Origin of the sequence: Holdemania filiformis DSM 12042, assembly GCF_000157995.1 — a bacterium.
GTDB lineage: Bacteria > Bacillota_I > Bacilli_A > Erysipelotrichales > Erysipelotrichaceae > Holdemania > Holdemania filiformis.
This window is the reverse complement of the sequence record NZ_GG657556.1, coordinates 149,017-175,789: the sequence shown is the minus strand read 5'-3', so window position 1 is coordinate 175,789 and position 26,773 is coordinate 149,017. Positions and strand designations below refer to the sequence as shown.

At 50.4% G+C, this 26,773-nt stretch carries 29 protein-coding genes; 8 read left to right on the top strand and 21 right to left on the bottom strand.

Annotated features, from left to right (window positions below; translation table 11 throughout):
* Positions 1–110 precede the first annotated feature (110 nt).
* The 7 genes from HOLDEFILI_RS06695 to HOLDEFILI_RS06670 are packed head-to-tail and all read right to left on the bottom strand — an operon-like array spanning position 111 to position 5,795.
* Positions 111–419, bottom strand: coding sequence for an RnfABCDGE type electron transport complex subunit B (locus HOLDEFILI_RS06695; protein WP_006058779.1), 309 nt, complete (start codon positions 417–419; stop codon positions 111–113).
* Positions 416–601, bottom strand: coding sequence for a hypothetical protein (locus HOLDEFILI_RS18825; protein ID WP_006058778.1), 186 nt, complete (start codon positions 599–601; stop codon positions 416–418). Before HOLDEFILI_RS18825 ends, HOLDEFILI_RS06695 begins: the two co-directional genes overlap by 4 nt.
* 3 nt (positions 602–604) lie before the next feature.
* On the bottom strand, positions 605–1,186 hold the full coding sequence (locus HOLDEFILI_RS06690; RefSeq protein ID WP_139248583.1) for an electron transport complex protein RnfA: 582 nt from the start codon (positions 1,184–1,186) through the stop codon (positions 605–607).
* Positions 1,183–1,833 (bottom strand): electron transport complex subunit RsxE, encoded by a 651-nt coding sequence (gene rsxE, locus HOLDEFILI_RS06685; RefSeq protein WP_006058776.1) that lies wholly within the window; start codon positions 1,831–1,833, stop codon positions 1,183–1,185. The genes HOLDEFILI_RS06690 and rsxE overlap by 4 nt, the downstream gene beginning before the upstream one ends.
* A 12-nt stretch (positions 1,834–1,845) precedes the next feature.
* Positions 1,846–3,093 (bottom strand): FMN-binding protein, encoded by a 1,248-nt coding sequence (locus HOLDEFILI_RS18270; protein ID WP_006058775.1) that lies wholly within the window; start codon positions 3,091–3,093, stop codon positions 1,846–1,848.
* A 12-nt stretch (positions 3,094–3,105) separates the two neighbouring features.
* A complete protein-coding gene (locus HOLDEFILI_RS06675) occupies positions 3,106–4,485 on the bottom strand; it encodes an RnfABCDGE type electron transport complex subunit D (RefSeq protein ID WP_006058774.1) in 1,380 nt (459 codons plus the stop codon).
* Positions 4,486–4,499: 14 nt separating this feature from the next.
* Positions 4,500–5,795, bottom strand: a complete 1,296-nt coding sequence (locus HOLDEFILI_RS06670; protein ID WP_039864219.1) for an RnfABCDGE type electron transport complex subunit C — start codon at positions 5,793–5,795, stop codon at positions 4,500–4,502.
* A gap of 252 nt (positions 5,796–6,047) precedes the next feature.
* Between HOLDEFILI_RS06670 and HOLDEFILI_RS06665 the strand changes: the two genes are divergently transcribed.
* Together HOLDEFILI_RS06665 and HOLDEFILI_RS06660 are read left to right on the top strand one after the other, a co-directional pair.
* Positions 6,048–7,163, top strand: coding sequence for an FAD:protein FMN transferase (locus HOLDEFILI_RS06665; RefSeq protein ID WP_039864218.1), 1,116 nt, complete (start codon positions 6,048–6,050; stop codon positions 7,161–7,163).
* Positions 7,164–7,331: 168 nt separating this feature from the next.
* Positions 7,332–9,191 (top strand): LTA synthase family protein, encoded by a 1,860-nt coding sequence (locus HOLDEFILI_RS06660; RefSeq protein WP_039864216.1) that lies wholly within the window; start codon positions 7,332–7,334, stop codon positions 9,189–9,191.
* A 219-nt stretch (positions 9,192–9,410) separates the two neighbouring features.
* Here HOLDEFILI_RS06660 and HOLDEFILI_RS06655 read toward each other — a convergent pair whose 3' ends face one another.
* Entirely contained in the window at positions 9,411–10,685 is a 1,275-nt protein-coding gene (locus tag HOLDEFILI_RS06655) for a glucose-6-phosphate isomerase (RefSeq protein ID WP_006058770.1), read from the bottom strand.
* Positions 10,682–11,047: a CvfD/Ygs/GSP13 family RNA-binding post-transcriptional regulator gene (locus HOLDEFILI_RS06650; RefSeq protein ID WP_006058769.1), complete on the bottom strand. Its 366-nt coding sequence runs from the start codon at positions 11,045–11,047 to the stop codon at positions 10,682–10,684. The genes HOLDEFILI_RS06655 and HOLDEFILI_RS06650 overlap by 4 nt, the downstream gene beginning before the upstream one ends.
* Before the next feature lie 74 nt (positions 11,048–11,121).
* On the opposite strand from HOLDEFILI_RS06650, the gene HOLDEFILI_RS06645 reads away from it, so the two are divergent.
* Positions 11,122–11,577 (top strand): divergent PAP2 family protein, encoded by a 456-nt coding sequence (locus tag HOLDEFILI_RS06645; protein WP_006058768.1) that lies wholly within the window; start codon positions 11,122–11,124, stop codon positions 11,575–11,577.
* A gap of 11 nt (positions 11,578–11,588) precedes the next feature.
* Positions 11,589–11,837: a NifU family protein gene (locus tag HOLDEFILI_RS06640; RefSeq protein ID WP_006058767.1), complete on the top strand. Its 249-nt coding sequence runs from the start codon at positions 11,589–11,591 to the stop codon at positions 11,835–11,837.
* An 81-nt stretch (positions 11,838–11,918) separates the two neighbouring features.
* Here the strand turns inward: HOLDEFILI_RS06640 and yunB are convergent, their stop codons facing one another.
* Entirely contained in the window at positions 11,919–12,596 is a 678-nt protein-coding gene (yunB, locus tag HOLDEFILI_RS06635) for a sporulation protein YunB (protein ID WP_006058766.1), read from the bottom strand.
* Positions 12,574–12,882 (bottom strand): DUF1805 domain-containing protein, encoded by a 309-nt coding sequence (locus HOLDEFILI_RS06630; RefSeq protein WP_006058765.1) that lies wholly within the window; start codon positions 12,880–12,882, stop codon positions 12,574–12,576. The genes yunB and HOLDEFILI_RS06630 overlap by 23 nt, the downstream gene beginning before the upstream one ends.
* 146 nt (positions 12,883–13,028) lie before the next feature.
* Between HOLDEFILI_RS06630 and HOLDEFILI_RS06625 the strand changes: the two genes are divergently transcribed.
* Positions 13,029–13,616 carry an HD domain-containing protein gene (locus HOLDEFILI_RS06625; protein ID WP_006058764.1) on the top strand — a complete coding sequence of 196 codons (588 nt, stop codon included), beginning with the start codon at positions 13,029–13,031 and terminating at the stop codon, positions 13,614–13,616.
* Positions 13,617–13,708: 92 nt separating this feature from the next.
* On the opposite strand, the gene rbr is transcribed toward HOLDEFILI_RS06625, so the two are convergent.
* Entirely contained in the window at positions 13,709–14,248 is a 540-nt protein-coding gene (rbr, locus tag HOLDEFILI_RS06620; RefSeq protein WP_006058763.1) for a rubrerythrin, read from the bottom strand.
* A 1-nt stretch (position 14,249) separates the two neighbouring features.
* Positions 14,250–14,579: a rubredoxin-like domain-containing protein gene (locus HOLDEFILI_RS06615; protein WP_006058762.1), complete on the bottom strand. Its 330-nt coding sequence runs from the start codon at positions 14,577–14,579 to the stop codon at positions 14,250–14,252.
* A gap of 246 nt (positions 14,580–14,825) precedes the next feature.
* On the opposite strand from HOLDEFILI_RS06615, the gene HOLDEFILI_RS06610 reads away from it, so the two are divergent.
* Positions 14,826–16,919 (top strand): glutamine synthetase III family protein, encoded by a 2,094-nt coding sequence (locus HOLDEFILI_RS06610; RefSeq protein ID WP_006058760.1) that lies wholly within the window; start codon positions 14,826–14,828, stop codon positions 16,917–16,919.
* Positions 16,920–17,062: 143 nt separating this feature from the next.
* Here HOLDEFILI_RS06610 and HOLDEFILI_RS06605 read toward each other — a convergent pair whose 3' ends face one another.
* Positions 17,063–18,211, bottom strand: coding sequence for an AI-2E family transporter (locus HOLDEFILI_RS06605; RefSeq protein WP_006058759.1), 1,149 nt, complete (start codon positions 18,209–18,211; stop codon positions 17,063–17,065).
* Positions 18,212–18,328: 117 nt separating this feature from the next.
* Between HOLDEFILI_RS06605 and HOLDEFILI_RS06600 the strand changes: the two genes are divergently transcribed.
* Positions 18,329–18,733: a PTS sugar transporter subunit IIA gene (locus tag HOLDEFILI_RS06600; RefSeq protein ID WP_006058758.1), complete on the top strand. Its 405-nt coding sequence runs from the start codon at positions 18,329–18,331 to the stop codon at positions 18,731–18,733.
* 86 nt (positions 18,734–18,819) lie between these two features.
* On the opposite strand, the gene HOLDEFILI_RS06595 is transcribed toward HOLDEFILI_RS06600, so the two are convergent.
* From HOLDEFILI_RS06595 to HOLDEFILI_RS06575, 5 genes are all read right to left on the bottom strand, one after another.
* On the bottom strand, positions 18,820–20,448 hold the full coding sequence (locus HOLDEFILI_RS06595; protein WP_006058757.1) for a Na/Pi cotransporter family protein: 1,629 nt from the start codon (positions 20,446–20,448) through the stop codon (positions 18,820–18,822).
* Positions 20,449–20,637: 189 nt separating this feature from the next.
* The gene (locus HOLDEFILI_RS06590; RefSeq protein ID WP_006058756.1) at positions 20,638–21,477 is read right to left on the bottom strand and encodes a PTS system mannose/fructose/sorbose family transporter subunit IID; all 840 of its coding nucleotides are present in this window, start codon (positions 21,475–21,477) and stop codon (positions 20,638–20,640) included.
* Entirely contained in the window at positions 21,467–22,255 is a 789-nt protein-coding gene (locus HOLDEFILI_RS06585; RefSeq protein WP_039864213.1) for a PTS mannose/fructose/sorbose/N-acetylgalactosamine transporter subunit IIC, read from the bottom strand. Before HOLDEFILI_RS06585 ends, HOLDEFILI_RS06590 begins: the two co-directional genes overlap by 11 nt.
* A 769-nt stretch (positions 22,256–23,024) precedes the next feature.
* Positions 23,025–23,993 (bottom strand): hypothetical protein, encoded by a 969-nt coding sequence (locus HOLDEFILI_RS06580; RefSeq protein WP_006058753.1) that lies wholly within the window; start codon positions 23,991–23,993, stop codon positions 23,025–23,027.
* 36 nt (positions 23,994–24,029) lie between these two features.
* Positions 24,030–24,539 (bottom strand): hypothetical protein, encoded by a 510-nt coding sequence (locus tag HOLDEFILI_RS06575; RefSeq protein WP_156788860.1) that lies wholly within the window; start codon positions 24,537–24,539, stop codon positions 24,030–24,032.
* A 185-nt stretch (positions 24,540–24,724) separates the two neighbouring features.
* Here HOLDEFILI_RS06575 and HOLDEFILI_RS06570 point away from each other — a divergent pair, with 185 nt between their 5' ends.
* Complete coding sequence (locus HOLDEFILI_RS06570) at positions 24,725–25,204, top strand: hypothetical protein (RefSeq protein WP_006058750.1); 480 nt, start codon at positions 24,725–24,727, stop codon at positions 25,202–25,204.
* 80 nt (positions 25,205–25,284) lie between these two features.
* Here HOLDEFILI_RS06570 and HOLDEFILI_RS06565 read toward each other — a convergent pair whose 3' ends face one another.
* Both HOLDEFILI_RS06565 and HOLDEFILI_RS06560 read right to left on the bottom strand, forming a co-directional pair.
* On the bottom strand, positions 25,285–26,061 hold the full coding sequence (locus HOLDEFILI_RS06565) for an HAD hydrolase family protein (RefSeq protein ID WP_006058749.1): 777 nt from the start codon (positions 26,059–26,061) through the stop codon (positions 25,285–25,287).
* Between the two features lie 185 nt (positions 26,062–26,246).
* The gene (locus HOLDEFILI_RS06560; RefSeq protein ID WP_006058748.1) at positions 26,247–26,729 is read right to left on the bottom strand and encodes a PTS sugar transporter subunit IIB; all 483 of its coding nucleotides are present in this window, start codon (positions 26,727–26,729) and stop codon (positions 26,247–26,249) included.
* Between the last annotated feature and the right edge of the window lie 44 nt (positions 26,730–26,773).

Below are 26,773 nucleotides of genomic sequence, written 5' to 3'. Positions count from 1 at the left end.
ATATCATTGGGCGTATAACCCTATTCATTCCTTCGCAATCCGCTTTCCTAATAGAAATAAAAAACAGCTGCCCGTCGTTCCACAATAGGAACGACCAGACAGCTGTTTTGTTAGGCTTTAATGTTAATCGTGTTGCCGTCAGGTCCCGGCGTTGTCGTCAAATATTCAACGATCTTTGTCCGAGCATCCGGTTTGCTTGGCTTACAAGCCGAAGCTGTAGCGACCTCGCCAGCCACCATGGCTTCCGCCATGCCGGAGCATCCGGCAAAACCGCAGCTTCCGCAGTTATAACCTGGAAGCATTGCCGTTACTTTCTCAACGCGTTCGTCGACTTCTACTTTGAACACGTTGGAGGCAATCCCCAGAATCAAACCGAGAACGGCGCCGACCACAAACATCATGATAATTGCTGTAATCATTCTTTATTCTCTCCTTTTGATTGTTTCAGTACGGGGTTATGAGCGCAGGAAGTAATCTTGCAGCCCTCACACTCCGCCGTCAGATCCTCGCATCCCTCAGGTACCGGTGTTTTACTATTCAGATAGTAGAACAAGCCGAACAAAGCTCCCAGTCCCAATAAGACCAAGATTGCGATGACCATGGATTAAACCAGTCCGGCAAAACCGCTGAACGCCAGCGCCATCAGCGCCGCGACGATCAGAGCGATCGGATTGCCCTTGAAAGAAACCGGGGTATCCGCCGCATCCAGACGTTCCCGGATCGTGGAGAAGATGTAGAGAACTAACGTGAAGCCGATTGGGATACCCAGGGAATACACCAGCATTTCAGGGAAGGTAAAGCCCTGCTTGATGTTATCCAGCGCAACGCCCAGAACGGCGCAGTTCGTTGTGATCAGCGGCAGATAGATCCCCAACGACTTATATAAAGCCGGAGAGAACTTCTTGATGAACATTTCAACAAACTGAACAAAAGAAGCGATGATCAGAATGAATGACAACAGATCCATATATTCCAGGGAATTCGGTTCCAAAACCAGCTTATACAGACCATAGGTCAGGATCGAAGCGCCGAAGATAACAAATGTAACCGCCGCGCCCATGCCGATCGCTGAACTTTTATTCTTAGAAACGCCTAAGAATGGGCAGACACCCAGAAACTGCGACAGAATGACGTTGTTGATCAATACTGCCGAAATAAACAAAGTAAATAAGTTAGCCATTGTTATTTAGCCTCCTTTTTCGCAGCCTTCGCCGCCTGTGCGTTTTTATACGCTGTCAATGCCGCCGCTAAGACCGCAAAGGTCAGGAATGCGCCGGTCGGCGAACCGAACATCGAAATCGTGAAGCTTTCCGGAATCAGACGAACTTCAAAAATCAACTGGTTCGTAAACGGGTTGGTAAAATTGATCAGACCCGTTGCGATAACCTGACGGATCAAAGACATAACAACCAACGCGCAGGTATAGCCTAAGCCCATGCCTAAGCCGTCCAATGCGGAATCCAGCACGCCGTTCTTGCTCGCAAAGGCTTCCGCCCGGCCTAAGATAATGCAGTTAACAACGATCAGCGGCAGGAACAGTCCTAATGCTGCGTCAATCGAAGACGCATACGCTTTGATCAACAGTTCAATACTCTTAACCAACGCCGCAATAACGACGATGTAGACCGGAATCCGGATCTCATCCGGAATGATCTTGCGCATCATCGAAATAATCACGTTGGATAAAATCAAGACGATAATAACGGAAACGCCCATGCCGATGGCATTGTTGAGCGATGTGGTGATGGCCAGCGTGGAGCAGCATCCCAGATACAGCCCGAATACTGGATTTTCGCGGATGAAGCCCGCTGTAAAATTCTCTTTACGATTCATTGTTCATCCACCTCATTTCTGGCTGGCCGCGAACGCTGCGCGGACCGCTTCAATCGCGGAATTGCTCGTGAAGGTGGCGCCTGACTTGACGTCGACCTTGGCAATTTCATCGTCAGACTTCAAACCGGCAAATCCCGCCAGATATTCGTCATTGACCGCGTCGCCAATTCCGGTTGTATCGTTAAAGCTTGTCATTTTAACGCTGACGACTTCCTGCTTGTCGGTATCGATAACGATTTCATATTCGTTATCGCCCTGGAAGCCTTTCGTCGTCGCGGTATAAGTCTTTAACGCGCCGTCTTCCGACTTCAAAACTGCGGTTTCATTGCTGTCATCGCCAGCGACCGGCTGATCCGCCGCATCCTGACCTGCTTCCGCAAAGACTGCGTTCCAGGCGGCTTTGACCGCGTCGATGGCCGAATTACTCGTATAGGTTGCGCCCGACTTCACGTCAACGCCATTCAACGCGTCTTCGCTGTTCAGTCCGGCAAAACCAGCCAGGTATTCGTCGTTGACGGCATCGCCGACGCCCGGCGTGTCGTTGAACGTCGTCATCGCAACGCTGACGATTTCCTGCTTTTCGGAATCAATAACTACGGTATAGGTGTTATTGCCCTGGAAGCCCTTGGCTTCAACGGTAACCGTAACCTGGCTGCCGTCAGCCTTCTGATCCAGAACTGTCGCTGTGGAGGCCGGTGTTTCCGGTTCCTTGGATGCTTCCGGCGTGGTCGGCGTGCTTGGCGCCGGCGCCGCGTTGCCGGTTAACGAAGCATAGACAGCCTTAGCGGCGTCTAAGCCTTTGACAACCGCCGTGGAGGAAATCGTCGCGCCGGACAGCGTGTCGACCTTATCGCCGGTAGTCTTGCCAATGACGGTATTTCTGAAATCGTCTTCCGCGACGCGGCTGCCGATACCGGAAGTTTCCGCAATCGCAATCACATCGTAGCCGACGATCTTGGAATCGTTGTCGATGCCCAGTACAAATTTAATCGTGTCTTTAAAGCCGGATGTTTCGACCTGGAACATATAGCCCTGGCCTTCCGCCTGATAAACACCGGTGACTAACCCGGAGTCATCCGTGTAATCCGTTATTTCCGCATAGGTTGTGCCCGGGAATACTTTTTCCAGGCTGCCCATCACTTCAGCCAAAGCATTGGCATTGATTTTCGCCGCGGTGACTTCGTTGACCGCCGCCAGCAGACCGCCGGCCAATGCGCTGACAATGGCTAAGAAACAGGCCAGATACAAAGTTTTTTTCATTTCTGACCCTCCTTAATTACCGGCGTTCAATGCCTGGATAATGGCATCTTTCGCCGATTTGCTGGTATAGCTCGCGCCGGAAACATTATCCACCGCGTTGACGTCGTCTTCGCTCTTCGCGCCGACAAACTGGCTCAGGTAATCGTCGTTGACGCCATCGCCGATACCCGGGGTATCGTTGAACTCCGTCATCTTGACGCTGACAACCTCGCCCTTGGCTGTATCAATGACAACCTCAAACTGATTGTCCCCCTGGAATCCATGCTGCGTGACGTTGTACGTTGTTTCCGTCCCGTTGGTCGCGCCCGCTTCCGCTGAACCTGCGGCAACCGGTTTGATCGTGCTGCCGACTAACAGCGTGATCGCCAAGCCGGCAACGAACAGGATCGCCAGGTTGCGGATGTTCTTGGATTTCATTTTGATCTGCTGGCCGTCAGTCAGACTTTCGATCAGCGGTGTCAGCATATTCATGATCAGGATCGAGTACATAACGCCTTCCGGCAGATTGGAACGCAGCCGCAGAACGATTGTGATCACCGCGCAGCCGACCGCAAACATAATCCGGCCCGCAGCGCTGGTCGGGTTGGTGACCGGATCGGTCATCATGAAGACCGCGCCGAACATAGCGCCGCCGGTTAACAGATGGAACAGAGCATAGCTGATCGGCGCACCGTGCATCAGGCCGACGCCGGCTGCCAGGACAAACAACGTGATCAGATACGTTGCCGGAACGCGCCAGTCAATGACCTTGCGGATCGCCAGGATCACGCCGACAACCAGGATCACCAGTGCGCTTGTTTCACCGATAGCGCCCGGATACAGGCCGACAAACATATTTCCTAAACCGCCAAACGGTTTCAGGAAGCTGCTCATGCCTTCTGCGGAATTGATAATCCAGTTCTGCGCCGCCATCGAAGACGTCGGCGTTGCGCCGGTCACAATATCGGCCGCCGCCGCGCCCGCAAAGGACGCAAAGATCGTCGCACGGCCCACAGCCGCCGGGTTGAAGATATTCTGTCCGAAGCCGCCGAAAACCAGCTTGCCGAAGAAGATCGCGATCACTGTCGCGACCGCTAAGGCATAGTATTCAATCGACAGCGGGCACATCATCGTCAGGATGATCGCCGTCACCCACGGATAAGAATTCTTTAAGCTGTTCAGGATGTCCTTCTTCGTAAAGACACACCACAGGATCTCCGTGCCACAGGCGCTGACAATCGCCGTGATCATCAACAGAATCGCCCGCAAGCCGTAAGACGCTGAAAAATTAGTGAAATAATAATACAGTGAAAATGCAAATACCGCCAACAGCCCCAAGGTCAGCTCGCCCATGATCCGGCCGGTGCTCTGACCATCACGATAGTTCGGGGACGGTTTAAAATTAAATTTCATACAAACTCCCCTCCTTATTTCTTAGCGCGCAGAGCCATGTAGCGCTTCGCTCTCCGGACGCCTTCAGTGACGTCGATTTTCGACGGGCACACAAAGCTGCACATGCCGCATTCGATGCAGTCCATGATGCTCAGCTTTTCCAGCATCGCAACGTTCTTGGACTTTTCCGCCTGGTTGATCCGGACCGGCTGCAATCCCGCCGGGCAGTGATCCGAGCAGCGTCCGCAGCGCAGACAGGCCACCTGATTGACCGGTTTGTTCTTCAGTACGGTTAACGCGTTGCTGTAAGGCGTGATGACAAACTGATCGGTTGTGATCGTTTTGCCCATCATCGGACCGCCCGCGATCAACAGCACGTCTTCCCCGCTGTAACCGCCGCAGGCCGCGATCACGTCCGCCGCCTTGACGCCGACCGGCACCAGGACGTTGGCTGGCGTATTGATGCCGTCGCCGCTGACCGTCACGTATTTATGCGTGATCGGCATTCCCTTGCTTAAGGCCTGGCCGAAAGCAATCGCCGTCGTCGCGTTGTTGACGATAACGCCGACTTCGCCCGGCAGCTTTTCATAACGTTTCTTGGTGATTTCATAGACCAGTGTGCGTTCCCAGCCCATCGGATAAACGTCCGGAACTTCCTTGACGTTGATGTTGCTGTAATCCTTGAACGCTTCGACAACCGTCGGGATAAAGTCCTTCTTCGTCGTCTTGATCGCGATCGCCGCTTCCTTGGCGCCCGACATTTTCAGCATCGCCGCCACGCCGGTGACCAGATCCTGCATGTTCAGGCTGGTATTCTTGTAATCCGCCGTAATGTACGGTTCGCATTCGACCGCATTGATGATCAACAGATCGATGCCCTTGCAGCCTCTGTACTTGACATAGCTTGGAAAACCCGCGCCGCCGCAGCCGACGATGCCGGCATTCATCATGAAGGAAACCAGTTCCTCCTGCGTTGCCGTTTGATAGTTCAATGTTCCGAATGGCTGTTCTGTTTCGTTTTTGCCATCGTTTTCAATGACAAGATGATCGACCGGGCGCAAGCCAGCATGCATCATTTTCTGGATGCCTTTGACTGTGCCGGATACAGATGAAAAGTAAGGAACTGTAAAATGATCATTCCGCTTGGCGATCATCGTTCCGACTTTTACTCTGTCACCTTCCTTAACCAACACTTCAACTGCCGTTGAATTACCGTTAATTAAAGGAATGTATACAAGGCTGCCCGCTTCAACCTTGACAAGCTCGGTATGACTTGTAAGCTCTTTGTGACCGTCCAGATGCTTGCGCATCGGTCCCGTTAATAGTGACATTCCGTCCACCTCTTCCTTTCCTCTAATACCGAAAGCCTCTGGCAAACACAAAAAATCGACGGTGTATCGATTTTTTCATTATCCGCCTTTCGCTTCGGAGCTATTATAGCATTATCACATTTAATTTTAAATGTTTTTTCCACATCTATTTAGGTAAAATTCAAGTTTTTTCACCGCAGATCGTTTTTGAAAATGTTTCCTTTGGGTAGTATCACCGGGCGATTTATGCTAGAATCTTCACGGGTGATTCAAATGAATAAAAAATGGATATCGCTGGCGCTGGCCGGCTTCCTGCTGGGCGGCTGTCAAAATAAGCCGAAGGAGCCGGAACTGACGCGCTATTCCAACATGGCGCTGGATGCCGGATTCGATACGGTGATGACCTTAACCGGATATACGGAAACGGAAGACAGGTTCAATCAGTATTTCGCTGAAATGAAACAGCTGTTTCTGCACTACAACGCGTTATTCGACGTCTATAACGATTACGCAGGATTAAACAACATCAAAACGATCAACGACAACGCCGGCATCGCGCCGGTCAGCGTCGATCCGGAAATCATCGAGCTGCTGAGCACCGCGAAGGAATTTTATGATTTATCGGACGGCGAATTCGACGTCACGATGGGCGCCGTGCTCAAAATCTGGCACACTTACCGTGAGGAAGGCATCGCGTTAAACAACGAAGGCCAGCTGGGCAAAGTGCCGCCGCTTGAGGAATTGACGGACGCGAAAGCCTGCACCGGCTGGGATAAGGTCGAAATTGACGAGAACGCCGGGACGGTCTATCTGAACCAGAGCTGTGCTTCCCTGGATGTCGGGGGAATCGCCAAGGGCTTTGCGGCCGGCAAGGTTCAGCAGCACCTAACCGAAGCCGGTCTGGTTCACGGTACCGTCGACGCCGGCGGCAACATCTGCACGATCAACGATAAACCCGGCGGTCAGCAGTGGCGCGTCGGCATCCGCAATCCGTCCGGCAACGGCTCGCTGGCGGTCGTTGCGCTGCCGGGATCCGCGGCGTTTGTTTCCAGCGGCGATTACGAACGGTTCTACGGCGCTGAGGACGGCAAGCTCTATCATCACATCATCGACCCGCAGACTCTGTTTCCGGCGACCTATTACCATCAGGTCACAATTGTCACGGAAAATTCCGGCTACGCCGACGCGCTGTCAACAGCGCTGTTCACGATGAGCTACGAAGACGGCCTGGCTTTGATCGAGCGGTTCCGCCAGACCTATCCCGATCAACCGATCGAAGTCATGTGGGTCATGGATCCCGATCAGGTTCCCGCCGGCGCCGACAGCGTCATGTCGGGTGAATATGCCGTGGTCATGACGGATTCGATGAAAGATTATCTCGCGCAATAAACGTTTTTATCCTTACGATAGGATCCGGTCTTCCTGAGGAAGCCGGATTTTTTATTTTCTTCCGCGCTGGAATTTTAGTCATTCCCGAAGCTTTGTCTGTTTTTTTCCCGGCTCTTTTTGTGTAAACTAAAGCTCTGGAAATTCTGAATGAAGGAAAGAGGGAACACCATGAAAATGAAGAAACCGAAGCCAACGGTTTCCCCGCTGGCCTACAAGCTGATTCTCAGCGCGGGAATCACCCTGCTTCTCATCAGCATTCATTATTCTTATTTTTCACCAGCCGGTTATGGCGACTGGATGCTGGGCGCGCTGGCGGCGCTGGTCAACAGTTTGATCTGGGGATTGCGGGCGCCCTGGGACAAGCTTGCCGGGGGCCTCTGCGCCTTGTTGTATTTTCTCTACATTGCCGGCCAGAGCTTATACTACCGCTTATTCGGCCAGTATATCTTTTTATCGACCGCTGTCGGCCTGCGCAGCGAAGCTACGCAAAACCTGGGCGCCGGGTTCAGCGCCGTACTGCCTCAGGACTGGCGGTTTCTGATCGCGCTGATCGTGATCTTTCTGCTTTTAACGCAGCTGCGGCCAAAGCAAAACACAGCCCGGCGGAACAAGCCTGTCCGCGGCGTTTTGGTCTGCCTGAGCTTGTGTCTGGTCTGCAGCTTCATTTTTTACGGCAAGCTCCGCGGCGCGGAAGCTGATCAATTCTACTACACCTATTCCGATCAATATTTATATGATCATGTCAGCTCCCCCCGCCAATTTGTTGAGCTGTTCGGCCCGGAAGCATTCTTCCTGCGGGATCTGAAGCTCAACCAACTCGAGCCGCTGCGCTTCCGTTCGCAAAAGCGTCAGGCACAGGAAGAAATTGCGGCTTATCTCCATTCCGCTCCGGCCCAGCCCAACGCGCAGACGGGCTTGTTCAAAGGCAAAAATCTGATTTTCTTTGAAGCGGAGTCGCTGACCCAGGCGGTCATCGATCCGGTGTTGACGCCGACGCTGTTTCGACTCCAGCAGGAAGGCTATGATTTTACGAATTACACCGCGCCGCTGTTGCAAGGCTCAACCAGCGACGCCGACTTCATGCTGAACCTCAGTCTGATGCCCAACAATGAAGGCGTGATCGCGATGCAGCAGTATGCGCGCAACACCTATCCGGTATCCCTGGCAAAAGGTTTTGCCGGTCAGGGTTATTCCGCCGTCGCCGCGCATAACGGAACGAAAGAGTTCTACAACCGTGATCAATTCTATGCCCAGATCGGTTATGAAGATTTCTGGGATCTGGGCGTTTTGGGGCCGGAATACGGAACCTCCGACGCGGTATGCATGGAGATTATTGAGTGGATGATCGACGATTCGCAGCCGTTCTTCCTTTACAATATCACTTACAGCGGCCATCAGGGCTATGAACAATCTGATTTGACAGATCATAATGAAGCAACTGCCCGGGAATACGCTGCCAGCTACGCGAAGGTGAACCAGCGCTATCCGCAGCTGGACGAACAAGTCAAGGTTTATCTCGCCAAGAGTATGAGTCTGGATCTGGCTGTCGCTTCTGTGATCGATCATTTCCAACAGAAAGGCACGCTGGATCAGCTCGTCATCGCCATCGCCGGCGATCACCGGGCTAAAGGCTTTTCCCAAGCGGTCATCGAGGAAACCTCGGAGCAGCTGGCAAGCCACAGCTCGCTGGAAGATGTGCCGTTCTTCCTCTGGTCGCCTTCCATCGAAGGTCAGACGATTGAGAAACCCGGCACCGATATCGATGTCCTGCCGACGTTGTTCAATCTGTTTGCGATCGACGTGGCTCCGGAATGGATCATGGGGCACGATCTCCTGGATCCCCGCTATCCGGGATACGCCGACGACGACCATCAGATCCTGACTGACAATTACCGCTATGACAAACAAACTCGGGAATTCAGCGAGCTGAACGTCCCGCTCGAACAGGCAATGGAAGAAAACGAACATTGGCTGCGGATTCACGAAATCGCCAACCTGATTTTAAAGTATGATTATTTTGCGGAATAACGTGTTTCAAAGGGGCATGATCCTGAACTTTTAAACTGATCGCTAACAAAACAACAATCGTTGCATAAAAAGGGCCTATCCCTGCTCAATTCGGATGTCGGTGCGTGCCGACGCTTTTTCTGAATACAAAAAAAGTGAACCGAGATTCACTTTTTTTATTTTTCTAAACAGAAGCCCTGTTCCAAACACCCTTGAAAATTAAGGACGCCCTTACCTCGTCTAGTTTTTACCCAGCAGGCGGAACATGTTTTTCTTATACACCTCAACACCCGGCTGATTGAACGGATTGACGTTCAGAAGATAAACACTGACGGCGCAGGCCTTAAAGAAGAAGTAGCACATATAACCAAAGGTTTCTTCCTTCATGTCCGGCATCGTGATAATCAGATTCGGCACATTGCCGGTGACTTCATGCGCTTCCAGCGTTCCCTGGCAAGCCATCTTGTTGACCCAGTCCAGGCTCTTGCCGGCCAGATAGTTCATGTTATCAAGATTTTCCCCGTCGCTTGGGAAGGTACCGTCCAGCGTCGGAATTTCCACTAGCAGCAGCGTTTCATAAAGCATTTTCTTGCCTTCCTGGATAAACTGGCCTAACGAATGCAGGTCGGTTGAGAACGTCGCGCTGCATGGCAGGATGCCCTTGCCTTCCTTGCCTTCCGATTCGCCGAACAGCTGTTTCCACCACTCGGCGATCATCGCCATCTGCGGTTCATAAGTCACTAACATTTCCGCATCTTTGCCCTGGTTTTCCAAAATCCGGCGGGCAACAGCGTACTGATACGCCGGATTGACGTGCAGATCCGGATTCTTCAAGTCTTCATACGCCTGGGCAAAGCCCTTCATGACCGCGTCGATATCAATCCCCGCCAGCGCCATCGGCAGTAAGCCGACCGCCGTCAGAACAGAATACCGGCCACCGATATCGTCAGGAATGACAAACGTTTCGTAGCCTTCCTTATCCGCCAGTTCTTTCAGAGTGCCGCGCGCCTTGTCGGTCGTCGCCAAAATTCGCTTCTGACATTCTTCCTTGGAATATTTCTTTTCCATCAACTGTTTCAGCATTCTGAACGCCATCGCCGTTTCCGTCGTCGTCCCGGATTTGGAAATGACGTTGAGCACGATTTCCTTATCCTGAATATACGCTTCCACCTGCTTGAAATACGTGCTGGAGAACGTATTGCCGATAAAGATGACTTCCGGTTTTGTCTGACAATACAGGCCGCGCATCATTTCGATCGCCGCCCGCGCGCCTAAATAGGAACCGCCGATGCCGCAGACCAGCAGCACGTCGCACTGACCTTCCAGCCGTTTGGCTGCCGCCTTGATTCTTTCAAATTCTTCATGGTCATAGCTGTTCGGCCATTCAACCCAGCCGACAAAATCGTTGCCCGCGCCGCTCTTTTCATGCAGCTGTGTGTGCGCCAGTGTTACCGCTTGTTGATAATCGAAAATGTTTTCCTGCAGATGCGCATGCGAAGTGTCAAATTTGATCATACCGTTTCTCCTTTATTTGCTTCCTCGATCCAGCGGTCCAGGTTTTCAGCCAGCGACCGGAATCCAATTTTCATGACTGGCAGACGACTGGCCTTCCCCCGTCCGCGTTCCTTGCGGAATGCCGTCGGATGCAGCGCTTTTAAGGACAGCCGTGCCTGATGCGTAGCCTTGTCAAAATCAATAATTTTAACCTTCACGCGGTCATGGACATGGACGAAATGATTGACGTCCTTAACGAATCCTTCCGAGATTTCCGAAATGTGAATCAGTCCTGACGTTTCCTCATCCAGACTGACAAATGCGCCGTAAGGCTGAATCCCGGTGATCGTTCCTTCCACTATTTGTCCGATTTGATACTGCATAGACGCCTCCAATCTTTTTTTATTATATCACCTCCTTGGGTTTTTGTGATATACTAATTCTCGAGGTGAGCACCATGCTTCAACAGATGTATCCGTTCTGGGCTGCGATCGTAGCCAATTTAACAGCGCAGCTGCTTAAGCCCGTTATCCGCTACATACGAACCCGGGATTGGGATTGGCATCTCGCTCTGGAAAGCGGCGGTTTCCCCAGCTCGCATACCTCGACGGTGGCGGCGCTGACACTGGCCGTCGGAATCACGGATAACTTCTCTTCGACGTTATTCGCGGTCACGCTGATGTTTTCGCTGATCGTCGCTTACGATGCGGCCAACGTCCGTTACTACGCCGGACAGAACATCCGCATCACGCAGCAGCTGATCAAAGATATTCAGATTCTGACGCAGACCCGCTTAGACGATCCGATTTATCTGACTAAGGTCAAGGAAGTGCTGGGCCACAAATGGATTGAAGTCTTCGGCGGGATTATCCTCGGCTTAATCATCGCCGGGCTGATGTATTTTATAAGATAAGGTGATAAATTATGGAAACCATGGAAACCCAAGTTAAAAACGTAATTGAAAAAATCCGCCCGTATATTCAGCGCGACGGCGGCGACGTGGAATTCGTCAGCCTGGAAGACGGCATTGTCACCGTCAAAATGCTGGGCGCCTGTTCCGAATGTCTGTCGTTAGACGCGACGCTGAAGGATGGGATCGAAGCCATTCTTCTTGATGAAGTTCCCGGCGTTACGGAAGTCCGCATGGCGCCTTCCGAACCGCTGTTCTTCTAATTGCAGAAAACAGGCAAAAAACCGCAGCCGCGGTTTTTTTATTGGCTTCTCCCTTTTAACGTATCCCTGACGTTTAACGAATCAGGCAAGCTGGCCGACCATCAGCTGCGGAATTTGACCCTGCACAATCTGCATGACCAGCGGAATCTTGACTTCGATCTGTTGGGGATCGAGCAGAAACGGACTGATTACCAACATCTCCACGCTGATTTTCAAGTCAATTTCCAACAGTGTACTGTTGATGCCATACGCCGTGGACACTGCGTCAATCTGACCGACCAGGCTGTTGACAGCGCGCATTCGGATGTCGATGGAAGGCCCGAGATTCGCTAACAGCACCGACCCGGTCAGCATCCCGACCGGCAGGGAATAAATGATCCCTTTGTCATAATAAACAAGGTGGGTATGCGGATCCGTTTCCCCTTCCGCCGCCGCATTCAGCGACTCCTGGGCGGCGTCCAGCGAGCGGCTCATCAGCTCGTTCATCTGTTGCGTATCATAAATGATATCGGTAATATTGCCCTGCGCATCCCGTTCAATCCGAATCAGATCTCCGGTTTCCAGCTGCAGGGAATCGACCGCCCGCTTGATCACCGCCGAAGCGGCGTTGCGGACCTCGCTGGCCGCGACTTTTTCAACGTGCGGCTTCAGCAGCGCGTTGATCTGACTGAGCGTCCGGTTGCCCAGCCATCCCAGCACTGCAATAATGACAAGGAGTACCAGCCAGCGCCGGTTCCTATCCCGTTTCCGTTTTTTCATGCATCACCTTCAGCAGCGCTTCCTTCCCGCTCATTCCTATATATATTCCCAAGCGGGCGGCGGTTGACGTCATCGCCGTAATTTTTCCGTTTAACAAGCCGTCTTTTCCCGGTTTCAGCACCTGAAACGCCGCAATCTGCTTCGTTTCCAGGACGCCCAGATCCCAGCTTTCATCAACTAACGCCGCTTTCGTACTGACGATCATCCGGCAGGTCCAGCGCGGCAGAAATAACGTGATGTCGATAAACCGGAACGTTTCGATTTCCAATGTTTTTAACTCGATCATAGCCCAGCCTCCTCCCCTATCAGTATAGAGAAAGATTCCGATTTGGTGCGTCCTTTCCTACCGTATGCGAATGAAAAAACCGCTCTTCCACCTTGACAATTCCCGGTGGAATTTCAATAATGAACGTAAGGAAACGGGGGATATGAATGGAGATTTCTGAACTTCTGCCGCTGCTTCACACGATTGAGCAGCTAAAAAACACGACGCGCCATTCCTGGACTTCAGCCGGCCGGCATGAAAGCGTAGCCGAACACAGCTGGCGGCTGGCGCTGATGACGTATTTTGTCCGCGATGAGTTTCCCCAGGCAAACGGCGAGCGCCTGCTTTTGCTGAGTCTGACGCATGATCTGGGGGAAATCTTTACCGGCGATATCCCGGCGTTCGTCAAAACCGACACGGACCGGGATCAGGAACAGCTCCGTTTGGAAACCTGGCTGATTTCGCTGCCGGAATCAATCCGGTATCCGCTGCGTTCTTTGTTTGACGAAATGGAAAAACAAGAAACGCTGGAAGCGCGGATCGTCAAGGCGTTAGACCGGATCGAAGCGTTGCTTCAACATAATGAAGCGGATCTGTCGACCTGGCTGTCACTGGAATATGAGCTGAATTTAACCTATGGGCAAAAAGAGGCTGCCTGTTCCTCCTATTTACTGCGGCTGCGTGAAGCGGTACGTCAGGAAACGCTGGAAAAAATCAAAGCCGGAACCAGATCCCAGCCGAATTTAAAAGAGTGAACCTGTTACCGGAGGATTCCGATTTCAAGTTCACTTTTTTCGTGCCTGCGCTCTGATTCCCGCTGGAAAATCTTTTTCAGAGGCAAAGCGATTTAATAGTTCTTGATTTCCTGTTCAAAGTAGGCTTGCGGATGGAAGCAAACCGGGCATACTTTCGGCGCCTGCTGAGCCGTCACGGTATATCCGCAGTTGCGGCATTTCCAGACAATCTGTTCGGCTTTTTCGAAGACTGTTTTGTTTTCTACATTGGCCAATAACGCAAGATAGCGTTCCTCATGTCCTTTTTCGATCTTCGCAACCTCGCTCATCAGCCGGGCAATTTCGGTAAAGCCTTCCTGTTTCGCGGTTTCGGCAAATTCTTTGTACATTTCTGTCCATTCGTAGTTTTCACCGTTAGCCGCGTCTTTCAAATTGACCTGCGTATCCTGAACCTTACCGCCATGTAAAAATTTATACCAAAGTTTGGCATGCGCGTTTTCATTCGCCGAGGTTTCCTCAAAAATCCCCGCGATCTGACCGTAGCCATCCTTGCGCGCCTGATCGGCGTAATACGCGTATTTTACCCGCGCCTGACTTTCTCCGGCAAACGCCGTCCATAAATTCTGTTCCGTTTTTGATCCTTTTAATTCCATGTTACCATTTCTCCTTTCCGGTATGGATTGCAATTTCCGCACGAATCATCTGCCGCAGCAGCACCGCTTGTCTTAACGCCAGCTCAAACGTCTGAATACAGCCGGGATCCAGCTGATCGGCAATGCCTTTTTCCGCTAAACGCACCTGGTGTTCGGCAGCGGCCGCTAATTCTGTAAGCAAGCTGTTGGTCAGATGGCTGCGGGTAACCTTCTCCGTTTCCTCACGGCTCAGCGTGCGGAAGCGCGAAGCGTCCGCCTGACATTTCGGGCAGCGGTCCTGAATCAGCTCTGAATCCAGAATCAAGCCGCAGACCTCACATTTTTTCAGCATAAGCTTCCTCCTTATCCTTTTTCTAAAGTACAGTATGCCCGCGCTCGGTACGATCAATCAAAGCATCGTTCTAAAATTCGCATTTTTTACGAACACCCGCGTTTTTTTCTTCATTTTTCTTCATATTTTTCGATTCTTATCGACTTTCTTCAGTTTTTTTCTTCATTTTCCTGATTTTTTTAACATTTTTATTGACTCCAATCGAATTTGGAATAAAATTAAACCATGTTTTCAGGAGGATGAGTTATGAAAATCACAGATCCGTTTGACGAATTTGGCTGCTTATTGTTTGATGAAACACTGATGCAGGAGCGGCTTCCCTATCCGATCTATAAGCGCTGGAAAGAAACCGTCGCCAAAGAGGATTCACTCGACCGCAACACAGCCGATGCCATCGCGCACGCGATGAAGCGCTGGGCACAGGAAAACGGTGCGACGCACTTCACGCATTGGTTCCAGCCGATGACCGGTTCCACCGCGGAAAAGCATGATTCCTTTATCGAACCGGATGAAAATGGTCAGCCGTTAGTGCGGTTTTCCGGCAAATCGCTGATCAAGGGCGAACCCGACGCCTCCAGTTTTCCCAGCGGCGGCCTGCGCGCAACTTTTGAAGCCCGCGGCTATACCTATTGGGACTGCACCTCGCCAGCCTTCATTCGTGACAACGTGCTGTGCATTCCGACCATCTTCGTTTCCTACAACGGCGAGTCGCTCGATAAAAAAGCGCCGCTTCTGAAATCCATTGAAGCGATCAGCGCCGCGGCGACTCGGATTGTCAACATCTTCGGGGATAAAGATGTAAAACGCGTCATTCCGATGGTCGGTCTGGAACAAGAATACTTTCTGGTGGATAAGCGTTATTTTGAGCAGCGCCAGGATCTGGTTCTGACCGGACGGACATTGTTCGGCGCGATGCCGGCTAAAGGGCAGGAGCTGGAAGATCATTACTTCGGAAGCATTCCTTCCCGCGTCGCGGCGTTCATGAAAGAAGTCAATCAAGAATTGTGGAAATTAGGGATTTACGCCAAAACCGAACACAATGAGGCTGCGCCGTGCCAATTTGAAATCGCCCCGATTTTCAACAGCGTCAACATCGCTGTCGATCAGAACCAGCTGATCATGGACGTGCTGCGCAAGACTGCGGATAAGCACGGCTTTGCCTGCCTGCTTCATGAAAAACCTTTTGCGGGCATTAACGGTTCAGGCAAGCATAACAACTGGTCGTTAGTTACCGATGATCATCAGAATTTATTTGAACCGGGCGACAAACCGGCCGAAAACATCCGTTTTCTGGTGTTTGTCTGCGCGTTTATCCAAGCTGTCGACCAACACGCTGAGCTGCTTCGGATGTCCTCCTCCGGCGCTGGCAACGATCACCGTCTGGGCGCAAATGAAGCCCCGCCGGCAATCATTTCGATCTACCTGGGCAGTTACATCGAAAAAGTTCTAAACTCCTTAAAAGGCGCCGTTCAGACCGTCGAGGATCAACAGGACAGTCCGTTTACACCGATCAGCGGTCTTTCCTATATTCCCAAGGATAATACCGACCGCAACCGGACTTCGCCGCTGGCTTTTACCGGCAATAAATTCGAGTTTCGGATGCTTGGTTCATCCCTGTCGGCTTCCTTTGCCAACGTCGTGCTCAACACGATCACCGCGGACGTGCTCAATGAAATCGCCGAGCAGCTCTCCGATTTGAAATACAAGCAGGATATCCGGGCCCGCGCGTTGGAAATCTGTACGCAGATATTAAAGGATCATGAGCGGATTCTGTTCTCCGGCGACGGTTATTCTCAAGAATGGGTCGCGGAAGCCAAGCGCCGGGGACTGCCGAATATTCCGTCGTTTATCGAATCCGTCAGCGCCCTGACCTCGCCGAAAACGATCGAGCTGTTCACCCGGAATCACGTCTATACGGAAAAAGAACTGATCGCCCGCAGCGAAATTATGAACGAACAGTATGTCAAAGTTTCGGAAATCGAAGCCAAGGTTCTGATCGACATGACACGCACGGAAATTCTTCCGTTAGTAGCCCGGGAAATCCAGCCGTTGGCAACGACGATGCAAGCCCTGGATCAGCCATCTTCCTACTTCCAGAAACAGCTGTCGCACTTAAATGAACTGATGGATCGGATGGACAAAAGCGCCGATCGGCTGGAAGGCAAGCTGAAAGAAATTGACAGCGTCGCTGATTATCATGAGCGCGGCATCCGTTTCTATTATGAGGCGGCTCCGCTGATGCAGCAGCTGCGCAGTGCGATTGACGAGCATGAAACGATCTTTGATAAAAAGCATTACACATTGCCAACCTATGAGCAAATGTTGTTTCACAGCAACTAATCCCCAGGGATCCGCACCGGATCCCTTTTCTTTATGCCGCATCCTCTTTATGCAAACCCAAAAGTCCGATCCTTTTCCTCGATAAGACAGCTCGATCGGCCAGCGATTTGAACATAACATAAAAAAACGAGCAGATCGCCCGTTTATAACATATCGTCAGACCGGATATTCTTTTCTTTCAGCCGTCCGCTGACAAATCCGCGGACGACAACATAGAGAACCGCAAACACCGGCACGCCCAGAAACATCCCCAGGATGCCGAACATTCCGCCCCCGACAATGATCGAGAACATAACCCATAAGCTTGGCAAGCCCAGCTGATCACCCAGGATCATCGGGCCGAGGATGTTGCCGTCAAACTGCTGCAGCAGTAAAACGAAAACCGCGAAGATCAGCGAATAAATCGGATCGACGATAAACAGGATAAAGATGCCCGGCACCGCGCCGATAAACGGGCCGAAAACTGGAATCATATTCGTCAACCCGACGATGAAACTGATCAGCACCGCAAACGGCAGCCGCATGATCAGCATCCCGATGAAGCAGATCACGCCGATGATCAGCGAATCGATCATTTTGCCAATGATGAAGCTGTTAAACATCCGCGAGGTCAGCCGGCTCAGCTGAATCAGCGCTTCCACCTTAGGTTTCGGCAGCAGCGCGTAAGCGAGTTTTTTAAACTGTTCTGTAAACCGTTCTTTTTCCAGCAGGATGTAAACGGCGATGATCACGGCAATGAAGAAATTGAACGTCTGCCGGACAAAACTCCACGAATAATTCAGGATCTTCGGCACATAATCTTTCGCCATCCCCAGCATGGATTCCAGCAGCGCTTCACTGGAACTGAATACCATTTCCAGCCAGCCGGTCTTAAAGCCCAGGCCTTCGGTTATTTCATTTAATAACGTATTGGCTTTCCCCAGATAATCACTGAGCTGCGTTGACAGCGTCATGACGCTTTCCAAGAGCTGCGGAATTAAAATCGCCATAAAGCTGATTAAAACGACGAACAGGAAGACAATCGCCGCGGCTACGCCCACCTTGCGTTTCGCTGACGGCTTCATTTTTGACTTCGCCAGCCACTTCTTTTCGACCCGGGCCGTGACCGGCGCTAACAAAAAGGCCAGTGAAAAGCCCAGGATAAACGGAAGCAGAATCCCGATGATGTTGCCCAGGAACAGCTTAAGCTGCGGAAAATTCGTGATCAGAAAATAAAAGCATAAAAGTAAAATACCCGAACAAGTCAGGCTCAGGATATTCTCTTTGGTTTGTTCTTTGAATTTAAATTTCATGGTGTGCTCTCCCTTACTGTTATTTTAACATACTCGACCCTTTTCTATATTTAAAATTCTATTAAATTAATGCAGTTTATGATAGAATAAAACTGTAACTTAAGGAGGAAATCATTCATGAGAGGTATTTTATTAATTAGCCATGGTCAGTATGCAGAAGCTTTCAAAGGTTCTCTGAAAATGATCGCGGGCGAAGTTACAAATCTGTATTCCTGCTGCCTGCTGCCAACAGACGGCCCAGAGCAGTTCAAGGAAAAGCTGAACGCGCTGAAGCCGGAGCTGGACAAGTATGATGAAGTTCTGGTCTTTGCGGATCTGTTCGGCGGTTCCCCATGCAACACAACGTTTGTTGAATTCGCGACGAATCCGAAATTCCATTTCATCGCCGGCATGAACTTCCCGATGGTTCTGACAGCGATCCTGTCGGAAGGCGAAGCGGTTGACAGCCTGATCGCCCAGGGACGCGAAGGCATCGTAGACGTCAAAGCGTTCATGGCCAGCATGAGCTCGGACGAAGACTAATCTATCTTTTATCCGAAAACAAAGAAGGCGGAACTTTTCCGCCTTTTCTTATGTTTCAGCTTTCTGTCATCCTCCTGAAATGAGCGTCAGGAAGCAGTCATTTCCTCATGATAGAGCTGTTGCGCGAGGTTGTGATAATGGTCGTGAATTCGTTCCAGGTCCGTCAGCACTTCACTGAATACAACACACAGCGAACCGTCGATCTGTTGGCTGCGCAGCCTTTTGATCTGATCCTGACGGCTTTTTTCACAACACTGATCCATCTGTTCCTCCAGCTGATCGATATGCTGCAGGGTCGCCGATTGATGATATTCCTCAATCGCCGGCAGCAGCGACGCCGTCTGATCTAAAATTGTCCGCAAATCAGCCAGCTCCTGATGCGCTTCCGGGGTAATTTTCTGTTTCTCTTTCAGAATCTGAGAAGCATGTTCTGATAAATTCAAGACATGATCCCCCATCCGTTCCAAGTCGTTATTGATTTTAAACAAAATGTTTAACCGCCGGGAATCCTCAACGTTCATCCGGGCCGTCGCGACATAAGGAATCGCGTCGATGATCTTACGATGCATGGCGTCGATCTCGCTTTCCTGTTCCAGAATCTTTTCTTTATCCCACTCCAGCGTCGTCAGACCGCGGAAGGCTTCATCCAGACTGGACTGCACTAAGTTGTACATCCGGTTCAGCAGCTCGCTGATCTCGTGTAATGAGATCGTTACATTACCCAAGCGCTGTTCCGGAATCCGCGTAATTTCAATTGCCGGCACCGAGGCTTCTTTTTCCTGCGGCAAAAGCTTCATCGACAGCGCAGCCAATCCATTCCCCAGCGGAAGCAGAACCAGGGTAGTGACAACATTAAACAGCGTGTGAAAGTTTGCGATCTGCGCTGCTGGATTCGCCGGCGTAAACTGGGCTATCCATGCGGTCAGCGGCAGCGCCAGCACCGCAACGGAGAACAATAACGCCCCGCCGATATTGAATAACAGATGAACTAAGGCAACCCGCTTCGCGTTCCGGCTGGAGCTTAACGATGAGAGCACCGCCGTGATGCACGTTCCGATGTTCATTCCGAACAGAATGAAGACGGAGTGCTGCAGCGTAATTAAACCGTTATTGGCCAAGGTTTGTAAAATCCCGATCGACGCGCTGGAGCTTTGAATAATCGCAGTAAAGACCGCTCCGGTCAGCACCGCAATGATCGGGTTATTGAACGCGGTAATTAACGACAGGAATGTCGGATCGTTCCGCAGCGGCGCCATGGCGTCGCTCATCATTCCCATCCCGATAAATAAGATACCCAATCCTCCGACAATCATCCCGACCGCATTGGTCTTTTCTTTTTTCAGGAAAACGACCATGACGACGCCGACTAAGGCAATGGCCGGGGCAGCCGCTCCGATGTCCAAAGCGATCAGCTGACCGGTGATCGTTGTACCGATATTCGCCCCCATAATCACGCCTACCGCCTGCGGAAGCGTCATTAACCCCGCGTTGACAAAACCAACGGTCATCACCGTCGTCGCACTGGAGCTTTGAATCAAAGCCGTGATTAACGCCCCGACAATGACGCCCATCAGCCGGTTGGAAGTTAACCGTTCTAAAATTGACTGCAGCCGATCCCCGGCGCACAGCTCCAATCCATCGCTCATCATCTTCATTCCATAAAGAAATAACGCTAAACCGCCCATTAACGCGATAATAAAACTGAGTTCCATCATTGTTCAATAACCCTTTCCTCATCTAAGCAAGCCTATTATAATGGAAAAAAAGAAGTCCTGCTCAACAGAATTGTTAAGATTCCGTTAACAGGACTTCTTCATTATTTTTATGGGGAACTGATTAAATTCTTCTGTAGCTGTCAAAAATAAAAGTGATGCCCGAAGACACCACTTTTGAGAGTTTTGATATTAAGCCAGAACTCCGAAGAAAGCCAGAACGATAGCGAATACAACAACAACCAGGATCAGCTTGTTGGAGTTCATCCACTTTTTGCCCAGCATCCAGTAGCACAGAGCTGCGAATAATGCAGGGAACAGTGCAGGCATGATGCTGTCAGCATATTTCTGCAGGTTGAATTCGTTAAACATTTCTTCGCCCGTTTCAGGGTCAATGCCTAAGCTCATTTTCAGAGTAGCCAGAGGGAACTTAACATTCAGCGCGATCATGCCGCCGACAACCGTCAGACCTAAGACAGAAGCAGCTTCTGTCAGAGCATTCATTGTGCCAGACAGGGAAGTAACCAGCTTAACGCCTTGTTCATAGCCCATGTCAAACATTTTCATACGTGCGAACAGAACGACAACCATCCAAACTTCCCAAATCATGATACCTAATGCGTTGCCTTCCAGAGCCATCGTTGCAGCGATAGATCCGAAAACCGCACCAGCGATCATGCCGAAGATTGTATCGCCGATACCAGCGAATGGTCCCATCAACGCTGTCTTAATAGAAGCGGCGACATCCAGACCAGAACCAGTTTCAGCTGTCTGTTCTTCGATAGCGATATTCATACCAACAATGATATCACCCATTGCAGGCTGTGTGTTGAAGAATACAGAATGTGTTCTCAACGCCTTCTGCTTCAGCTCAGGACGATCGCCATACAGCTTGTCGATAACCGGCAGCATGGTGGTCAGGTAGCCTAAGCCCTGCATACGTTCATAGTTCCAACCGATCTGAGAGTTCCAGATCCAGCGCAGATTCAGACTTCTTAATTCTTTCTTAGTGAACTTCTTACTATTCGTCATAATCGTCGTCGCCTCCCTGTGCAGTGCCAGCAGCTAACTTAGCAGTAGCATTCTGGTAAGTAACTAACGCTGCGGCTGTACCGATTAAGGCGATACCCAGAATCGGCATATTGATATAAGCGGCTAATACGAAGCCTAAGATAATGAACTGCGGCTTCTTCAGAACTGGCAGGTAACGCATCAAGATTGCGAAACCAACAACTGGCAGCAATCCACCAGCGAACTTGAAGCCGTTCATGATGAATGTCGGAATGATCTTGATCAGAGTGTCAACGACGCCCTGGCCAGCAACCAGCAGTAACAGAACCGGCAATCCACGGGACAGGCCCCAAGGAATGATGCCTAATGTGTTCATCAGCGCGATACCCTTAGTGTTGTCTTCTTCAACATACTTGTCAGCGATGTGCTGGAATGCAGTGTTGGAGAAACGAGCCAGGATGTCCAACTGTGTGAATAATGCAGCTAATGCGATACCGATTGAAGAAGCCATTGCAATCGGGTCAGCGCCGGATGCAGCGCCTAACGCTGTAGCGATCATACCAGAAGAAGTGATATTCGGAATCGAAGCACCTCCGTATGTGCCAGCGCCTAACTGAGTCATCTGTAACGTACCACCAACGATCAGGCCATATTTCATATCGCCTACAACAACGCCGGTGAATAAGCATGCAAGAATACAGTTGTTGAAACCGATGTTCCAAGACAAACTATCGACGATGCTCCAAAATGCCCATGCTGTGATCAGCAGGATTTGGATAATACTCAACCCTCCAGACATAAATAGTCCTCCCTTTCTAACCTTTTGTGTCTTTGGTTTTTTCCGGTTGCCCGGATCCTCGAAAACCATTTCAGCCGGGCTGGGATCCGCGTGGCTTCTTACGCGATATCGCAGACTGGATGTAACCGTTTTCTCGATGATTAAATGATACACTAGAAAAGGAGATTTGTAAACCCTCAACACATATTTTTCACATAATTCAAAGAAATTTTCACAAAATTTGAAGGTTCAATTTCCGTATTAAGCGACCGTTAAAAATCACGCAAACGCCCTGTATACAAGCTTTATTAACAATTAAGACTGCTTATTTTACGAACGGTTTAACCCGCTTTTTTTATTCGCAAACTTTCACATTTTCCCCTGTTGTTTCATAAAATGATTTGTTTTCCAAAGAAAGTTAAGCATTCTCTTAGTCTATTCCGCAGCACTTCGTCATAGAACTGGGTAGGAATAAAAACAAGAATTATGTTTTTCCGAACCCTGCCCACTTTCCGAGAATGCCCATCATTTCCATGGAGTTAATCGTGCAATTCATTTGTTTTCATTCCAACGCATTTGAGTTTGCTTCGTTCTTTTCATTTCCTCAACCAAGGCATCGGTCATTTCCAGTTTATTCTTCATCATCTTCCTTCTTTTCAGGATGTACCTGAACAATGAATCCCATCACTGATTAAAACTCTTTAACGGGATTCAAAGCTGAAGAGTTTTTATTTATCCCTTCTTTTGAGAAACACTTTCCTAATATAAAAAAAAACAGGATTACTCCTGTTTAAGAAATCTGTTTAGCCAGCTCCGTCAGATCGTTGGCCAGCGCTTCAATTTTCTCCCGTTCGATCTCATCGTCATGGTTGGTCGCGGTATTCTCGACGATCAGCGAACCGTTCAGATTTTTGCCGCGGCAGACGATCATCCCCTTTTCATAGAAGGACAACGAGGTATACTTCACGTGATCCTCATCGACCAGGCTGGTATGCAGCTTGGCCTCCGGATCCTTCGCCTTGACGATCGCTTCGAGCTTTTCCGCATTCGCCTTGCTGGCATCAAAATAACCGATGCCTAAGCGCGGTCCCTTGCCGACGCAGTCCAGAATGATCACGTTGCGGTCCTTAATCGTGTTGGGCAGCGCGTCGCGCAGCATATAGTCGCCCACATGCGTGCCGTTGCCGCCGTCAGTCAGTACAAACGCTACTTTATCCCGCAGTTTTTCCGGCAGCTGCTGGGCGATCAGATACGCCGTAACGACGCCTGAGGTATTCCGGTTCAGGTTGACTTTATTGCCGATCCGGAACGTCATCATAAACGAAACGACGACCAGCGCGATCAAAATACCGAGGATCAGCACTGACATTGCCAGATTATCCTGAAAGTTGATCTTCCGGCCTAATCCCAGAAGCAGAATCAGCCCCAGCACCATGCTCAGGATCACCGGCGTGTTCATCGGCAGAAACGAAGACGAAAAGCTGGCGTTGCCATCCAGCGGAAAATAGCGGATCGGATTGCCGAAATCGTGATTGAGCGTGTCGTAATGTGCGACGAAGATCGTCTTGGCCTTGCCGACGTTGCCGATCATCAGATTCATCCCCTTGGTTCTCTTTTTCTTTCCAATCGCCCCGCGGACAGAATAACCCAGCGCCTGGAAATCCTTGCCGATCTCGTTGCAGAAAAAATTCTTTTCCTTGCGGGTAAAGCGGCGGCCGATCGTCAGGCCGTATTTTATAATCAAATCATCAATATTCATAATAACCTCCAGCGAACGCTCTGCGCGAACATCCGTTTATTTCTTTCTGCCCCACTTCTCCGGCCACTTAAACGGCGAATTCTTCATCTTTGCCTGCTGCTGCCGGTGCGCTTCCTTATCCGGAATAAACTTATTGAAGCAATGCACCAGCTTCGTGCTGCTGTACGCATTGATGAAAACAAATTCTTCCTCGCTGACACGGATCACAATCATGTCCATCCCGGCCTTGCCTTGACGGAACACCCATTCCTGAACCTCATCCCAGCGCACCATCTGACAAAATTCCTCATCGCCCCGCGTATACACCACAAAATAATCAGGATAAGCTTCCAGCAGGGTGTAATTCGGCGTTTTCCATAACACCAGCAGCGCCACGACGATCAGAATCGCGCCGACGATCCACACAAACTGCGTGGCGATCATCAGAATGCCGACCAGAATGCAGACGATAATCGAGACATACGGCTTGATATTTATCGAAACGACCGGCTTCCCCGACTGCGGCAGATCGGCGATCCGGCACAGCTTCGCTCTCATCTCTTCCATTTTCTTCACCTCTTGCGTTTCATTATAACAAAATTCCCTCTGTTCGTCATTCAAAATTCGACGCGAATCCGAAAGCGCTGTCATCATCCCCTGCGTCATTTCTGCATTTTCGCTCGTTTTTTCCTGGAATTTTGTTATAATGGAAAGGAAAAACAGAAAACAATGAATTGAGGAGTGAGAAAAGCATGTGGATTGTAGCGTTTATCACCGTGGTGGCGGTGTTGATCTTCGCCTCGCGGATGAAAGAATTAAAGGACGCGCGCGAAGCGATCGCCGCGGCCGGGGGAATCAGTTCCAAGTATCAGTGCATGGATTTTTCCAAAGGACCGAAAATCGCCTATATCGTCTTGTCGATCCTGGGCATTATATCCGGCATTTACGGCTATACGATTCAGGATTATACGACCGTTGCGCTGGGCGTTCTGATCTTCTTCCTGTTTTTGGCGGAATTCTTTATGGCCAACATCCAGTACAAGTTCTATTACAGCAGCACTGCGTTCATCAACCGCGGCAAGGTCGTGCGGTACAAAAGCATTAAGGACTTTGAAAAGAAAAAAATGCCGATGGCGTTTGTCGCCGTCATCACTTACAGCGGCGATAAGCATTTAGTTCCGCCAAAGGCGCTGAATCTTATCAAGGAACAAATGCAGAAAAAAGAGAAGTAAACAAAAAATCCGCGAATCTGCGGATTTTTCTTTTCCTGACAACCTGTTTTTATCAAGCCTTCCTTGATCCTGATCCTGGATCAGCGTTTTTCCTCGGGCATCCGCATCATAAACGCAACCGCCTCCGCCAGTGAATCGACCAAAAACTGCGCTTCCTGTTTTACCGCATCCGGCGAGGAATGAAACGTAAAGCTCGGCGACGTTGTCCTCAACAAAGGAATATCATTATACGAATCACCGATGCCGGCAATCGTCTTGAACGACAGCTGCTGTTTCAGCAATTCAATACCTTTTCCCTTGGAACAGCCGCGCCGGGCAACGTCAATCCATTCTTCATTCTGGAACGCTTCCAGCGTCGGAAACTGCGCGTTGATCTGCACCGCAATCTCCTGGGCATGAGCGTCGGTTTCAGCATATAAGGACAAGCCGTAAATATCCGCCGGCAGCTCGTCCAGCCGGGTAAACGGGCGGTAAGGAATCGCGGTTAAAATCGACGCCGACGCCGGAATTTGACCATCCAGCCGACGTTGACAATACGTGCCTTCCCCGGTCTGATAATAAAAATCCAATTCCCCGCTGAACCGGCAGCCGACCTGCGCGGCCGTTTCCAGGTCGATGCAGGCTTTATAAAGCGTTCTTCCTTCTCCATCCAGAATCTGCGCCCCGCTGCTCAGTATCATGAAATCGCAGCGCACGCTCTCCCGGATCGCTCCGGTGACGCCCGCCAGCGGCCGGCCTGTGCACAACCCGAATTGATGCCCCTGTGCCTGAAACGCCCGGATCTGTTTGAGATCCTCTTCTCTGAACTTCCCCTTGAAAAACAACGTGCCGTCAAAATCGCTGGCCAATACTTTCATTCGTCCCCGCTCCTTTATCCGCCGGAGCCATTCTCCAGCACTCTCTGCCTACCATTATACTGATCTGAATCCGGCTGTCAAAGTCCGCAAATCTCATCCCCACTGGAAAAGAAAAAACAGCCGCATGGTGATCACTCACCCAAACGCGGCTGTTTTTAAACCTTTTACTTTACAGTTTAACCTGATTAAAGGTCTTTGATCAGCGGCATGAAGTCGATTTTTTCTTCTGTCGGAACCATCTGCGCTGTAAACTTAACGCCTCTGTCATTCAGCTCTCTGAACGCAGCGACATCTTCCGGCGTAACGCTGACCGAACGCTTGATCTGCGTCGATCCGTGCTTGTTGGACATGTTGCCGACGTTGACAACCGGGAACATATAACCGGCGTCCGCAACCTGCTTAATCGTTTTCGGGCCTTTCAGAACGACAAAGATCCGATCCGTCGGGTAAGCTTCGCTCTTCAGTCTGTCCGCTGCTTTTTCAGCCGGCAGAATCGACAGTTTAACCGTTGATGGGCAAGCCATCTTCAGGGCGATTTTCTGAATTTCATCCTTCGCTGCCATATCATCGATAACCATGATACGCGTAGCGTTTAACGTATTCGTCCAGACAGCTGCAACCTGACCGTGGATCAATCTTTCGTCAATACGAACATTTACAATTTCCATAAGTGTAATTCCTCCCTTTGTAAGCGTTTAATTTGACTATTCAC